Origin of the sequence: Jannaschia sp. S6380, from assembly GCF_023015695.1 — a bacterium.
Classification (GTDB): domain Bacteria; phylum Pseudomonadota; class Alphaproteobacteria; order Rhodobacterales; family Rhodobacteraceae; genus Jannaschia.
Genome location: NZ_JALKAS010000001.1, coordinates 1880518 through 1894420 on the forward strand (window position 1 = coordinate 1880518; position 13903 = coordinate 1894420).

A 13903-nucleotide genomic window follows, 5' to 3' on the forward strand; every position below is an offset into this window, starting at 1 on the left:
GGGGGGCGCAAGCGGGGCTGGCAACCTCTGGTCCCGTCGCACGGCCTGTGGCATGTGGCGCCCGAGACACGGATAGCCCGAGGACCACGCCATGCACGACATCCGCACCATCCGCGACGATCCGGCCGCCTTCGACGCGGCGCTGGGGCGCCGGGGCCTGGCGCCGATTTCGGCGGAGCTGCTTGCGCTGGACGCGGCGCGCCGGGCCGCGATCACCGGCGCCGAGGCCGCGCTGGCGGACCGGAACGCGGCGTCCAAGCAGGTCGGCGCGGCCAAGGCCGCCGGCGACGAGGCCGAGTTCGAGCGTCTGCGCGGGCTGGTGGCCGACAAGAAGGCCGAGATCGCGATGCTGGAAGACCAGGCCCGCGAGGCCGACGGCAAGCTGCGCGACGCCCTGCTGGAGATCCCGAACCTGCCGGATGCCGATGTGCCCGACGGCGAGGACGAGGCCGCGAATGTCGAACTCCACCGCTGGGGCACGCCGCGCCGGATGGACTTCGCCCCGGCCGAGCATTTCGATATCGCCGGCGTCCGCCCCGGCATGGATTTCGAGACCGCCGCCAAGCTGTCGGGCGCGCGGTTCGTGATGCTTCGCGGATCGGTCGCGCGCATCCACCGGGCGCTGGCGCAGTTCATGCTGGACACGCATGTCGCCGAAAACGGGCTGGAGGAGCACATGACCCCCGTCCTCGTGCGCGACGACGCGATGCTGGGCACCGACAAGCTGCCGAAGTTCGGCGACGACAGTTTCCTGACGCGCGAGGGCTATTGGCTGATCCCCACGTCGGAGGTGACGCTGACCTATTCCGTCGCCGGCGACGTGCTGGACGAAGGCGCGCTGCCCCGGCGCATGGTGGCGCACACGCTCTGCTTCCGTTCGGAGGCCGGCAGCGCGGGCCGCGACACCGCGGGCATGCTGCGCCAACACCAGTTCGAGAAGGTGGAGATGGTCTCGATCACTCATCCTGACCACAGCCGGGCCGAACTGGACCGGATGACCGGCCTGGCGCAGGGGATCCTGGAACGGCTCGAGCTGCCTTATCGGACAGTCGTCCTGTGCACCGGCGACATGGGGTTCGGCGCGCGCCGCACGCATGACATCGAGGTCTGGCTGCCCGGACAGGACAGCTATCGCGAGATTTCGTCGGTTTCGACCACCGGCGATTTCCAGGCCCGGCGGATGAACGCCCGATTCAAACCCGCCGGCGGTGGCAAGCCTGAGTTCGTGCACACGCTGAACGGTTCCGGCCTCGCGGTCGGGCGTTGCCTGATCGCGGTTCTGGAGAATGGCCAGCAGGCGGACGGTTCGGTCAAGCTGCCCGACGCGCTGGGACCCTGGCTGGGGGGACGGCTGACCCTGACGCCGGAGGGCATGCTGGCCTGACGACCGGAGGCTCGCCTCAGCCCAGGCGCGCCACCAGGTCGGGCAGGTCCTGCAACGTCGTGATGCGGCGGAACCGCGGCGCGTCCCGGGGTGCGTCGGCCCGCTCCAGCGCCCATTCGATCTCCGAGGGGCAGAACACGCCCCACGCGCCCGCCTCGATCGCCGGGATCACGTCGGATTTGAGCGAGTTCCCCACCATCAGTGCCCGATCCGCCCCGTCGCCATGGGCGTCAAACGCGCGCAGGTAAGTGCCGGCAGTCTTGTCGCTGACGATCTCGATACCGTCGAAGAGGTCGCCCAATCCCGACTCGGCCAGCTTCCGCTCCTGGTCCAGAAGGTCGCCCTTGGTGATCAGCACCAGCGTATGGGTTTCCGACAGGCGCCGCACGCAATCCTCGGCACCGGGCATCAGGTCGACGGGATGGCGCAGCATCTCGCGCCCCTCCTCCAACAGCTCTCCGATCACCGCGGCCGGCACCCGACCTCCGGTCACCTCGATCGCCGTCTCGATCATCGAAAGCGTGAAACCCTTGATGCCGAACCCGTAATGTCCGAGGTTCCGGCGCTCGGCCGCCAGGAGCCTGTCCATCAGGTGATCGGGGTCGGCATGGTCGGCCAACAGCGCGGCGAAACGATCCTGTGTCAGGCGGAAGAACGTCTCGTTGTGCCAAAGGGTGTCGTCGGCGTCGAAACCGATCGTCGTGACCGTCATGGAAGCGACCCCTTTTCCTGTCGTGCCGGTTGACTATATTACGGCTTTCACCACGTCATCCCCGATACGGAGCGAAGATGCGTCGTCCCGATCCGCACAACATGGCCGACACGCCCGGTGGCGGCGATGGCGATGGCGACGTCTCGGTCGTCACGAAGACGCGGCCGAAGACCGCGCGGCCGCCGCTCTACAAGGTCCTGCTTCTGAACGACGACTACACGCCGATGGAGTTCGTCGTGATGGTTCTCGAGAAGTTCTTCCAGATCGGACACAGCCACGCGGTGGAGATCATGCTGACCGTCCACAAGAAGGGCCTCGCCGTGGTCGGCGTCTTCAGTCACGAGATCGCCGAGACCAAGGTCGCGCAGGTCATGGATTTCGCGCGCCGCCATCAGCACCCGCTGCAATGCACGATGGAGAAGGAGGAATAATCCTCCGCCCATGAGCGTCCGCCTGTCCACAGCCCTCGCGGCCGGTGCCGTCGCGCTGCCCGAAGGGCGCGTCCTGTTGATGCGCCCGCCGGCCGACCTGGATCTGGACGGTCTGGGGCCGGACCGCCTGCACGCCGTCCACGGCTTTCGCCCCGCCCACGACGCCCTGACCGCCAGGGGCCTTTCCGTCGCGCCGCGGCTGGAGGTCGAGGTGGAAGGCGCCGTGGTGTTCGTGTCGCGGTCCAAGGCGCAGACGCGCGACATGATCGCCCAGGCCTGCGCGGCCGTTCCGGCGGGGGGCCCGGTGGTCGTCGACGGCGCCAAGGCGGACGGTGTGGAATCGATCCTACGCGACTGCCGGCGCGCCTTCACGGTCGGGGAGGTCTTCGCTAAGGCGCATGGCAAGTGCTTTGCGTTCCCCGCGCAACCCGCGCCCGGCGACTGGCACGACCTGCCGCGCCATGTGGCGGGTTTCGTGACACGGGCCGGCGTGTTCTCGGCCGACGGCGTGGATCCGGGCTCGGCCCTTCTGGCACGCCATCTTCGGGATCTCGACGGCACCGTCTGCGACCTAGGCGCCGGATGGGGATACCTTGCGCGCGCCGTCCTCGCCTCGGACAGGGTGACCGCAGTCGCACTGGTCGAGGCCGAACGGGACGCGCTGGACTGCGCACGAGAGAACATTGCCGATGCCCGCGCGGCCTACCACTGGGCCGACGCAACCATCTGGCGGGGCGGGCCGTTCGACACGGTGATCTCGAACCCGCCATTCCATACCTCGCGCAAGGCCGATCCGGAACTGGGCCGCGCGTTCGTGCGGGCCGCCGCGGATCTGACGGCCCCGCGGGGGCGGTTCGTGTTGGTGGCCAACCGTCACCTGCCCTACGAGGCCACGCTGGCGGAGGTGTTCGCCCAGGTTGTGGTCCTGGCGGACGAGGCGGGGTACAAGGTGATCGACGCGCGCAGACCGAAGCGGAGACGGACATGAGCCTCAGCATCGAGGGCAAGACCGCGATCGTGACGGGGGCGGCCAATGGTGTGGGCCTCGCCATCGCGCGGCATTTCGTCGAACAGGGCGCGAACGTGATGTTCGCCGACCGCGACGAGGCGCGGCTGGCCGCCGAGGTCGGCGACGCACAGACCGAGGACGGCGCACGGCTTCACTACTTCGCGGGCGACCTGCGCGAGCGGCTGACGATCGCGAACCTGCTTTCGGCCACGATCGACGCCTATGACCGTGTCGACATCCTGGTCAACGCCTCCCGCCAGATCCTGATCACCGATCCGCTCGACCCCGAGGACAACTCGGTCATGACGCTGCTGGAACAGAACCTGCTGACCGCGCTCCGCTTGAGCCAGGCAGTCGCCAAGCGCATGATCCACCAGGCCGCCGAAGCGGATGACGACGAGGGCATCATCGGCACGATCGTCAATATCGGCTCCATCGCCGGGCGGCGGACCCAGCCGGAGCTGCTGGCCTATTCGATCAGCGCGGCGGCGCTGGATCAGGCGACCCGCAGTCTGGCGGTAAGCCTCGCGCCCGAGCGCATCCGCGTGAACGGGGTGGCGCTCGGCTCGATCATGTCGACGAACCTGCGCACCCGGCTGGCCGACGCCGACGAGGAGCTGCGCGACGCGATCGTGCGCGCCACCCCCCTCGCCCGCATCGCAGCCCCGTCCGAACTGGCCGAGACGGTGCAGTACCTGGCCTCGGACGCGTCGGGGTTCATGATCGGTCAGGTCCTGACGGTGGATGGCGGACGGACCCTGATCGACCCGGTGGTGGAGCCGGCACACTGAGCAGTAAAGATAGACTCAGTTTATCTGCCGTCGACACTGGACCTTGCGACCAGACACGCAAACTGCGCCTTCGCCCGATTTGCTCTCTTGCACAAATTCCCAGCCGGATCCCAGGGATCCGCAATCCGTCGGAGTAGCCGCGCAGAACGGCGCGGTGCCGATCCACTGCGTCGTGAACGCCGGTACGACGACCGGGGCAGGTGGAGATACGGGTCCGGGCGCGGGAGTCCCCCCGCCGGGCGCCGTTTCTACGACACAACTCGCAAGTGGGAACGTCAACGAACCGAGCGACGCAAGCCGATAGACAGACTTCATGGATCCCCCCAGCATCTAACGACGACGCAACGGTGCATGCGGGGCCGCCCAACCCCTAACTGAAATTGACCTTACGTAACCCCTCGTCATCTCCAGGCTCTCGCAGGGTCCACGGGAGCGACCGGTGCCGCTCGTTTCGAGAGGGTGTGCAGGCTAGATTGCGGCTGCGGCGCGCTGCCCGTATATGCGCGGCATGCCCGACACCGCCCTTTCCAACCGCCCGCCCCTGCCGCCCGAGATCGGCCGCCGCCGGACCTTCGCGATCATCTCGCACCCGGATGCGGGCAAGACGACGCTGACCGAGAAATTCCTGCTCTACGGCGGTGCGATCCAGATGGCTGGGCAGGTGCGCGCCAAGGGCGAGGCGCGGCGGACGCGGTCGGATTTCATGAAGATGGAGCAGGATCGCGGCATCTCGGTCTCGGCCTCGGCGATGTCGTTCGATTTCGCCGGCGGCGACCGGTCCTATCGCTTCAACCTGGTGGACACGCCCGGCCACTCGGATTTCTCCGAGGACACCTATCGCACGCTCACGGCCGTCGACGCGGCCGTGATGGTCATCGACGGCGCCAAGGGGGTCGAGAGCCAGACCCAGAAACTGTTCGAGGTCTGCCGGATGCGCGACCTTCCGATCCTGACCTTCTGCAACAAGATGGACCGCGAGAGCCGCGACACGTTCGAAATCATCGACGAGATCCAGGAGAATCTGGCCATCGACGTCACGCCCGCCTCTTGGCCGATCGGTGTCGGGCGCGACTTCATCGGATGCTACGACGTGCTGCACGACCGCCTGGAGCTGATGGACCGCGCCGACCGCAACAAGGTGGCCGAGACGATCAGCATCCGCGGGCTGGACGATCCCGAACTTGCCCGACACGTCCCCGCCGACCTGTTGGAGAAGCTGCGCGAGGATCTGGAGATGGCGCGCGCGCTTCTGCCCCCGATGGATCACGCGGCCTTCGCCGAAGGGTCGTTGACGCCGATCTGGTTCGGCAGCGCCATCAACAGCTTCGGGGTGCGCGAATTGATGTCGGGCATCGCCGAATACGGCCCCCCGCCCCAGCCGCAGCGCGCCGAGCCGCGCCAGGTCGCCCCCGAGGAGAGCAAGGTTACCGGCTTCGTCTTCAAGGTGCAGGCCAACATGGACCCCAAGCACCGCGACCGCGTGGCCTTCGTCCGCCTCGCTTCGGGGCATTTCGAGCGGGGCATGAAACTGACCCATGTCCGCTCCAAGAAACCTATGGCGGTGTCGAACCCGGTCCTGTTCCTGGCCGCCGACCGCGAATTGGCCGAGGAAGCCTGGGCCGGCGACATCATCGGCATCCCCAATCACGGCCAATTGCGCATCGGCGACGCGCTGACCGAGGGCGAGACGCTGCGCTTCACCGGTATCCCTTCCTTCGCGCCCGAACTGCTGCAAGGCGTGCGCGCGGGCGACCCGATGAAGGCCAAGCACCTGGAGAAGGCGCTGATGCAGTTCGCCGAGGAGGGCGCGGCGAAGGTGTTCAAGCCCGCCATCGGTTCGGGCTTCATCGTGGGCGTGGTGGGCGCGCTGCAGTTCGAGGTTCTGGCCAGCCGGATAGAGCTGGAATACGGCCTGCCGGTCCGGTTCGACAACTCGCAGTTCACGTCCGCACGCTGGCTTTCGGGGAGCAAGTCGGCCGTCGAGGGCGTGGTCGACCGTAACAAGCAGCACATCGCCCATGACAATGACGGCGACCCGGTCTTCCTGACGCGCCTGCAATGGGACATCGACCGGATCGAGCGCGATCATCCCGACGTCCGGCTGAGCGCGACGAAGGAGATGATGACGTGATCCCGCGCACCACCGTCGCGGCCGCGTTGGGCCTGCCGGAGGCGACGGATCGGCTGCCCGAAGGCGACCTGCCGGTGGATCGGTTCGTCACGCGCTACCTCGCCTATCTGCGCACCGACGCGGCCGACAGCGAAACGCCGGATGCCTGGACGGGCACGCTGATGGACCACCTGATCGCCGGGCACCCCGATCAGGCGCTGGACGTCGTGCTGGCCGGAATGGGTCAGGATGCCGAAGGCCGGCTGGCCGACACGCTGGCCGATCTGGCCGAACAGGCGGATCCGGGAACGCAGGCCCGGATCGAGACCGAAGCGGCGGCGAATCCGGGGTTCGCGGCCCTGCTTGCCCGCACGCAGGAGGATTGATGCCCCTGCGCAACCGTGTGCGGCCCGACGGGACCCTGCACGCGGTTCCGGGGCGCGGGACGCTGACCGGCAATCGCGGCGTCCTGCACGACGCGCGGGGGCAGGTCGGCCCGGCCATCTGGAAACACCGCGCCTGGGTCTGCTGCCGACTGTCCTTTCGTGGGCGCCGCCGCGCGCCGATGCCGCCTGGGCGCTGGACCGCGCTGTTCTTTCTGGACGAGGCGGTGGCGCTCGCCGCCGGGCACCGTCCCTGCGGGCATTGCCGTCACGATGATTATCGCGCCTTCGCCGAGGCCTGGGCGCGCGCCTTCGGTGGATGGCCGGGACCCAAAGCCGCGGACGCGAAACTGCACGAGGGCCGCGCGGTGCCGGGCGCACGTCGTTTGCGGCACCACGAGGGTCGGGCGGGCGATCTGCCGACCGGGGCGATGTTCCACCGGGACGGCAGCGACTGGCTGGTGACCGGCGGGCATGCGTGCGCCTACACGCCGGACGGGTACGGGGCACCGGTCGCGCTGCCGTCCGGGCCGGTGACAATCCTGACCAACCCCGTGACCTGCGCGGTGCTACGGGCTGGCTTTCGACCCGGCCTGCACGCGTCGGCAAGATGACGCCAGGTCAGCCGCAGCCGCCGAAATCCGCCTTTCATCCGGCAGCAAAACCCGTAGTCTCCGCGCGAAACCGAGTATCCCGAGGGAGATCCCATGCTTGTACGCTCACTGCCGCTTCTGCCCTTCGCCGCGCTCGCCGGCGGCGCTTCGGCGGACGAGGCCGCTTGGTCGTTCATCCGCGGGATCGAGGTCGAGGAAGTGGTGACGCAAGACAGCTACCGCGCCATCAAGACCTATCCCGCCGAGATCGAGAACGGGGTGGCGCAGTTCGACATCACCGGATTTGCCATGCCGCTCGAGGAAGGCGCGCTCGTGCGGACGTTGATGCTGGTCTCCGACATGGTGACGTGCCCCTTCTGCGGGCTCCCGGACCATGCCGCCGCGCTGGAGGTGACGCTCGCCGACCCGATCAAGGTCGAGGAAGGCCAGCGGGTGACCCTGCGCGGTGCGCTGGAGTTGAACCGCGACCCGGAAACCTGGCAGGCGGCGGTCCTGACGGGTGCGCGCCTCATTCCCTCCTAAGGCCGCTCTCCGGGCACCGGGCACGTTGTTCCCGATGCCCGGCCCATGTCAGGTCGCGCGGGCGTCCATCGTGATCTCGGTCGCGAGGAGCTTGGAGATGGGACAGTTCGCCTTTGCCGTCTCGCAAGCATCGAGAACCGCCTGTTCGTCGGCACCGGGCACGGAAACGGTGACGTCCAGATGCGATTTCGTAACCGCGAACCCGCCATCGACCTGGTCGAGCGTCACGGTGCATTTCGTGTCGATCGAACTGGCCGTCAGATCGGATTCGCCCAGCACCATCGAAAGCGCCATCGAGAAGCACGACGCATGCGCCGCGGCGACGATTTCTTCGGGGTTGGTGCCGGCCTCGCCCTCGAACCGGGTCTGGAAGCCGTAAGGCTGGCCATCCAAGGCACCGGACTCGGTCGAGATGGTCCCCTTGCCGTCCTTCAACCCACCTTCCCAGTGGGCGCTGGCGTGCTTCTCGGGCATGTCGTTCTCCTTTGCTGGCGGTCATGCAGGGATGAACCCCGCGGCAGGCGATGGCGTTCCGCCGGTAAGGGGGGTGCAACCGGCCGGCAAGTTGACCCGCGGCCAAGGCTTTGCTAGCGATGCCGCGCGCGCGATGATGCGCGGCGAGACGAATTCCGAAGGACGCATTGGCACTGTCGCGTCCTACCAGACCCCGGGCACCGGCAATACGGCCAACGCTCCAATCAGGACGCACATGACAAGCTTTTCCGACCTGAACCTCGATCCGAAGGTTCTCAAGGCCATCGAGGCCACCGGCTACACTACCCCCACACCGATCCAGGCCGGCGCGATCGCCCCCGCGCTGGAAGGCCGCGACGTGCTGGGCATCGCCCAGACCGGGACCGGCAAAACGGCGGCCTTCACGCTGCCGATGATCACGATGCTGTCGAAAGGCCGCGCGCGGGCGCGGATGCCCCGTTCGCTGGTGCTGGCGCCGACGCGCGAGCTGGCCGCGCAGGTGGCCGAGAATTTCGACACCTACGCAAAGGGGTCCCGTCTGACGAAAGCCCTGCTGATCGGCGGTGTTTCCTTCAAGGAGCAGGACCAGTTGATCGACCGGGGCGTCGACGTTCTGATCGCCACGCCCGGACGCCTGATCGACCATTTCGAGCGCGGGAAACTCCTGCTGACCGGGGTTCAGATCATGGTCGTCGACGAGGCCGATCGGATGCTGGACATGGGGTTCATCCCCGATATCGAACGCATCTTCGAAATGACGCCGTTCACGCGCCAGACCCTGTTCTTCAGCGCCACCATGGCGCCCGAGATCGAGCGGATCACCAACAAGTTCCTGTCCAACCCCGAGAAGATCGAGGTCGAGCGGCAGAACTCCACCTCCGACACGATCACCCAGATCCTGATCGAGCATACGCCCAAGCGGCGCGACATGACCGCTAAGGACAAGCGCGAGATCCTGCGCGCCGTGATCGAGCGCGACGGCGCCGACTGCCGCAACGCGATCATCTTCTGCAACCGTAAGACCGAAGTCGACGTGGTGGCCAAATCGCTCAAGAAGCACGGCTATGACGCCGCCCCGATCCATGGCGATCTCGACCAGTCGCAGCGGACCCGGACGCTGGACGGGTTCCGCGACGGATCGCTGCGTTTCCTTGTGGCTTCCGACGTGGCGGCGCGGGGTCTCGACATCCCGAATGTCAGCCACGTCTTCAATTTCGATGTGCCCAGCCATGCCGAGGATTACGTCCACCGGATCGGCCGCACCGGTCGCGCGGGCAAGACCGGGTTGGCCTACACCATTTCCACACCGTCGGACGCCAAGTATCTCGACGCGATCCAAAGCCTCGTGAAGGCCGATATTCCGCGCGGCGAGAACCCGTGGACGCCGCCGGGCGCACGGCCGGCCCGCGACGAGGCGGAGGAGGAAGCGCCGAGGCGCACCGCCTCGCGCTCCCGCTCCCGCACGAAGCCCCGGCCGGAGACGCAGGCGACCGAGACGCAGGCGACGCAAGAAGCACCGCGCGATCCGAATCCAAAGACACCGGCCCGAACGGAAGCCCGCGACGACCGCCCCGAGAGCGGTCGCAGCCGCTCGCGCGGTGGGCGCGGACGTCAGGATGGCGGGCCCAGGGTCGTGGGGCTGGGCGATCACGTTCCCAGCTTCATCGAGATGAGCTTCGCCGAACGGCGCGCCGAGGCCTGACCGGACCGGCGGCGCCCATGCGGATCGCGGCCCGGGACGGTACCCGACTCCACATCGCGGAAACCGGGCCACCGGACGGCAGACCCTTGGTCTTCGCGAACAGCCTGGGCACGGATCTTCGCATTTGGGACGACGTCCTGCCTCGCCTTCCGGACGGCTTGCGCATCATGCGATACGACATGCGCGGGCATGGCCTGTCGGATGTTCCTGATCCCCCCTACGGCATGGGAACGCTCGTCGCGGACGCCGAGGCGGTTCTGGATACGCTGGATGTCAGGGCCTCGTGCTTTGTCGGGCTTAGCATCGGTGGCATGGTCGCGCAGGGGCTGGCCGTGAAGCGGCCCGATCTCGTCGGCGCGTTGGTGCTGTCAAACACTGCCGCACGGATCGGGACCGAGGCCCTGTGGGACCGGCGCATCGCCGACGTGCGGCGGCACGGGCTGGACACAATGGCCGACGGGGTGATGGAGCGGTGGTTCGGCCGCGACTTCCGCGCCTCCGGCGCGCTGCCGATGTGGCGGGCCCGGTTCTGCGAAACGCCGCCGGACGGATATGTCGGCTGCTGCGCGGCCATCCGGGGCGGTGACTTCTATACCCCGACCAGCGGTTTGCGCCTGCCGACACTGGTCATCGCCGGCTCCGAGGACGGCACCACGCCCCCCGACCTTATACGCGAGACGGCGGCCCTCATCCCCGGGTCCGAATTCGCGATCATCCGCCGCGCCGGTCACCTGCCGCCCATCGAGGCGCCGGCGGAGTTTGGTCGGGTGCTGGCGGCATTCCTGAACCGGCCGGACGTATCCGCTCTCGCCTCGCCGGGGACGCGTCGATAGGGTCGGCCAATGCCGCGCCTTCCCGTCCTGTTCATCCTGGCGACCGTCGTGATCGAGTCGATGGGCATCGGCCTGATCCTGCCGGTGATGCCGTCACTTCTGCGCGAGGTGCAGGGCGTCGGGTTGAGCGAGGCGGCCGTCTGGGGCGGCGTCCTCTCCTCCAGCTACGCGCTAATGCAGTTCCTGTTCTCTCCGGCCATCGGCAATCTGTCGGATCGGTTCGGGCGACGTCCGGTCCTGCTGCTGTCGATGGCGGTGATCTTCCTCGACTACATCCTCATGGCGCTGGCGCATACGATCTGGCTGTTGCTGATCGGACGGATCATCGCCGGCATCGCGGCGGCAACCATGTCGACCGCGATGGCCTTCATGGCCGACATCTCCAAACCCGAGGAGAAGGCGGCGAATTTCGGCTTGATTTCGGCCGGCTTCGGCCTCGGCTTCGTTCTGGGCCCGGCCATGGGTGGCCTGCTGGCCGAACTGGGCCCCCGCGCCCCATTCTGGGCGGCGGCGATGCTTTCGGGTGCAAACCTCCTCTTCGGCCTGGCCGTGCTGCCCGAGACCTTGCGTCGGCAGCGCCCCTTCGACATCCGCCGCGCCAATCCGCTGGGCGGCCTGCGCGCCGTCACGAAGCTGCCGGGCCTGGGGGCGCTCCTGACGCTGTGGTTCTTCTATCAGGTGGCCAACTGGGTCTATCCCGCCGTCTGGGCCTATTTCACGCAGGCCGCCTTCGGATGGGAGGAACGGATGGTCGGCATATCGCTCGCCGTGTACGGGATCTCGATGGTGGTCGTGCAAGGCGGGTTGATCCGCGTGGTCATTCCCCGTCTCGGCGAACGCAGGGTCCTTGCATGGTTCGTCCCCTATAATTGCGTTCTTCTGTTCTGCGTGGCCTTCGTCCAGCATGGTTGGATCATGCTCGCGCTGACGCCGCTTTCCGCGCTCGGGGCATTGGTGCAGCCAGCGATCCAAGGGTTGGCCAGTCGCGTGGCGGATGACGACGCGCAGGGGGAATTGCAGGGCGTGCTCGCCTCGATCACGGCGATCGCGGCCATCGTCTCGCCGCTCCTGATGACGCGGATCTTCAACCTCGCGACCGAAGGCACGCGCGACTTCCCGGGCGCGCCCTTCCTGGCGGCCGCGGCGCTGATGTGCGTGGCATGGGGCCTGCTGCCACGAAAGGCGTCCCGCGCTCAGGCGTGATCCAGCGCGCGCACGAAAACGTCACGATCGACATTGCCGCCGCTGGCCACGACCGCGATGTCGCCGTCGTGATGAAACAGCCCCGCCGCCAGCGCGACGGCCCCGCCGGGTTCCAACACGATCCGCAGATGCTGCCAGGCCAGCGCCATGGCGCGCAGCGCCTCCGCGTCGCTGACCGCCAGGCCCGGTCCGCAGAGCCGCGACAGGATCGGGAACGTCACCTCCCCCGGCGACGGTGTCAGGATCGCGTCGCAGATCGACCCATCCATCGCGGCGTTGGTCTCCCGTCTGCCGGACCTGAGCGACCGCCCGACATCGTCGAAACCGACCGGCTCCACCGGCCGCACCGTCGCGCGCCCCTCCAACGCCAGGGCGATGCCGGCGGCAAGTCCGCCACCGCCGCAACAGACCAGAACTTCGTCCACCCCGTCAGGCAGGTCCGAGCGCAGTTCCAGCCCGCAGGTCCCCTGCCCCGCGACCACGCGCGGATCGTCGAAGGGCCGAACCAGGTCCAGACCCCGCTCCGCCTGCAGTCGCGCGCCGATCTGGTCGCGGTCCTCTGCCGCGCGGTCGTAGAGCAGGATCTCCGCGCCATAGGCACGGGTGTTGGCGATCTTCACCTTCGGCGCATCCGACGGCATGACGATCACGGCATCGCGCCCGAGCATTCGCGCCGCCAGCGCCACACCCTGCGCGTGATTGCCCGAGGAAAACGCGACGACGCCGCCCTGTCCCTGCGAAAGCGCGTTGTAGGCACCGCGAAACTTGAAGCTGCCGGTACGTTGCAGGCATTCCGCCTTGACGAAGATCCGACGCCCGACAGCCGCGTCGAGCGAGGGCGCGTTCAGCAGGGGCGTACGCACCGCATGACCGGCGATCCGTTCGGCCGCGGCCTCGATGTCGGCCCGGGTTAGAGCAGCATCGTCCATTCGTTCAGCGCCTCCAGTGCTTCCGGCTCGTCAAGGAAGGGGACGTGACCGCGATCCGGCACTTCGGCCACGATCATGTCGGGCCGGCGACGGCACATCTCGGCCAGCGTCTCAGGGGCGAGCAGGTCGGAATTGGCGCCACGGATGCAGGCCAGGGGCAAGCCCTCCAATGCATCGAAAAGCGGCCAGAGGTCGGGGGCGGGTTGGGTCCCCGCCTCAAGGACGGCATCGCGCAAGCGTGCGTCGTAGTTGATCGCCAGCCCCTCAGGCGCTTCGCGGTAATGATGCTCCACTTCGATCCGCCAGCGATCCTCGGGTACGTTCGCGAAACCGGCCATGAGCGACGCTCGCATCGCCACCGCCTCTTCCAACGTCGTTGCCGCCGGCGGTCGCCCGACATATTCGCGGATCGCGTCCAGACCCGCTTCGGCGATGTCGGGTCCTATATCGACGAGGCAGAGCCCCCCCAACCTGGGCCGCGCCATTAGCGCGAGGGCCATCCCGATCAACCCGCCGCGCGACGTGCCGAGTACGGGAACCCGGTCGAGCCCGAGATGATCGAGAAGCTCCAGGACATCGCGCGCCTCGGTCGGAATGGTGTAGCTGCGCCAGTCCGGCGCGCGCTGCGACTTGCCGCGTCCGCGATAGTCCAGCCGGATCACGCGATGCTCGCCCATGAGATAGGGCAGGACATAATCGAAATCGGTCGAATTCCGCGTCAGCCCCGACAGGCAGAGGATCGGCTGGCCTTCGCCCTGATCCTCGTACCACAGGCGCAACCCGTCCGAGGTCTTGAACTCCGCCAT

Annotated in this window: 15 protein-coding genes; 11 read left to right on the top strand and 4 right to left on the bottom strand. The window is 67.9% G+C overall.

The window, feature by feature from the left end; genetic code table 11:
* Positions 1 to 91: 91 nt before the first annotated feature.
* The gene (gene serS / locus MWU52_RS09660) at positions 92 to 1384 is read left to right on the top strand and encodes a serine--tRNA ligase (RefSeq protein WP_246951472.1); all 1293 of its coding nucleotides are present in this window, start codon (positions 92 to 94) and stop codon (positions 1382 to 1384) included.
* Between the two features lie 16 nt (positions 1385 to 1400).
* On the opposite strand, the gene MWU52_RS09665 is transcribed toward serS, so the two are convergent.
* Entirely contained in the window at positions 1401 to 2096 is a 696-nt protein-coding gene (locus MWU52_RS09665) for an HAD family hydrolase (protein ID WP_246951474.1), read from the bottom strand.
* A gap of 77 nt (positions 2097 to 2173) precedes the next feature.
* On the opposite strand from MWU52_RS09665, the gene clpS reads away from it, so the two are divergent.
* The 7 genes from clpS to MWU52_RS09700 all read left to right on the top strand — a co-directional run bounded on the left by clpS (position 2174) and on the right by MWU52_RS09700 (position 7956).
* Positions 2174 to 2527, top strand: coding sequence for an ATP-dependent Clp protease adapter ClpS (gene clpS / locus MWU52_RS09670; protein ID WP_246951476.1), 354 nt, complete (start codon positions 2174 to 2176; stop codon positions 2525 to 2527).
* Between the two features lie 10 nt (positions 2528 to 2537).
* Positions 2538 to 3515 (top strand): methyltransferase, encoded by a 978-nt coding sequence (locus MWU52_RS09675; protein WP_246951477.1) that lies wholly within the window; start codon positions 2538 to 2540, stop codon positions 3513 to 3515.
* Positions 3512 to 4327: an SDR family oxidoreductase gene (locus MWU52_RS09680; protein WP_246951479.1), complete on the top strand. Its 816-nt coding sequence runs from the start codon at positions 3512 to 3514 to the stop codon at positions 4325 to 4327. Before MWU52_RS09675 ends, MWU52_RS09680 begins: the two co-directional genes overlap by 4 nt.
* Before the next feature lie 508 nt (positions 4328 to 4835).
* Positions 4836 to 6458: a peptide chain release factor 3 gene (locus MWU52_RS09685; protein WP_246951481.1), complete on the top strand. Its 1623-nt coding sequence runs from the start codon at positions 4836 to 4838 to the stop codon at positions 6456 to 6458.
* Complete coding sequence (locus tag MWU52_RS09690) at positions 6455 to 6823, top strand: hypothetical protein (protein ID WP_246951483.1); 369 nt, start codon at positions 6455 to 6457, stop codon at positions 6821 to 6823. The genes MWU52_RS09685 and MWU52_RS09690 overlap by 4 nt, the downstream gene beginning before the upstream one ends.
* Positions 6823 to 7434, top strand: coding sequence for a hypothetical protein (locus MWU52_RS09695; protein WP_246951484.1), 612 nt, complete (start codon positions 6823 to 6825; stop codon positions 7432 to 7434). The genes MWU52_RS09690 and MWU52_RS09695 overlap by 1 nt, the downstream gene beginning before the upstream one ends.
* A gap of 93 nt (positions 7435 to 7527) precedes the next feature.
* Entirely contained in the window at positions 7528 to 7956 is a 429-nt protein-coding gene (locus tag MWU52_RS09700) for a hypothetical protein (protein WP_246951486.1), read from the top strand.
* A 48-nt stretch (positions 7957 to 8004) separates the two neighbouring features.
* Here the strand turns inward: MWU52_RS09700 and MWU52_RS09705 are convergent, their stop codons facing one another.
* Positions 8005 to 8430, bottom strand: a complete 426-nt coding sequence (locus MWU52_RS09705; RefSeq protein ID WP_246951488.1) for an OsmC family protein — start codon at positions 8428 to 8430, stop codon at positions 8005 to 8007.
* 235 nt (positions 8431 to 8665) lie between these two features.
* Here MWU52_RS09705 and MWU52_RS09710 point away from each other — a divergent pair, with 235 nt between their 5' ends.
* From MWU52_RS09710 to MWU52_RS09720, 3 genes are read left to right on the top strand one after another with little or no spacing between them, the layout of a single operon-like run.
* The gene (locus MWU52_RS09710) at positions 8666 to 10132 is read left to right on the top strand and encodes a DEAD/DEAH box helicase (protein WP_246951489.1); all 1467 of its coding nucleotides are present in this window, start codon (positions 8666 to 8668) and stop codon (positions 10130 to 10132) included.
* 17 nt (positions 10133 to 10149) lie between these two features.
* Positions 10150 to 10965: a 3-oxoadipate enol-lactonase gene (pcaD, locus tag MWU52_RS09715; RefSeq protein WP_246951491.1), complete on the top strand. Its 816-nt coding sequence runs from the start codon at positions 10150 to 10152 to the stop codon at positions 10963 to 10965.
* Between the two features lie 9 nt (positions 10966 to 10974).
* A complete protein-coding gene (locus MWU52_RS09720; protein ID WP_246951493.1) occupies positions 10975 to 12168 on the top strand; it encodes a TCR/Tet family MFS transporter in 1194 nt (397 codons plus the stop codon).
* Here MWU52_RS09720 and MWU52_RS09725 read toward each other — a convergent pair.
* Positions 12159 to 13097 (bottom strand): threonine/serine dehydratase, encoded by a 939-nt coding sequence (locus MWU52_RS09725; RefSeq protein WP_246951495.1) that lies wholly within the window; start codon positions 13095 to 13097, stop codon positions 12159 to 12161. The genes MWU52_RS09720 and MWU52_RS09725 overlap by 10 nt on opposite strands.
* Positions 13079 to 13903, bottom strand: a complete 825-nt coding sequence (locus MWU52_RS09730; RefSeq protein WP_246951497.1) for an alpha/beta hydrolase — start codon at positions 13901 to 13903, stop codon at positions 13079 to 13081. Before MWU52_RS09730 ends, MWU52_RS09725 begins: the two co-directional genes overlap by 19 nt.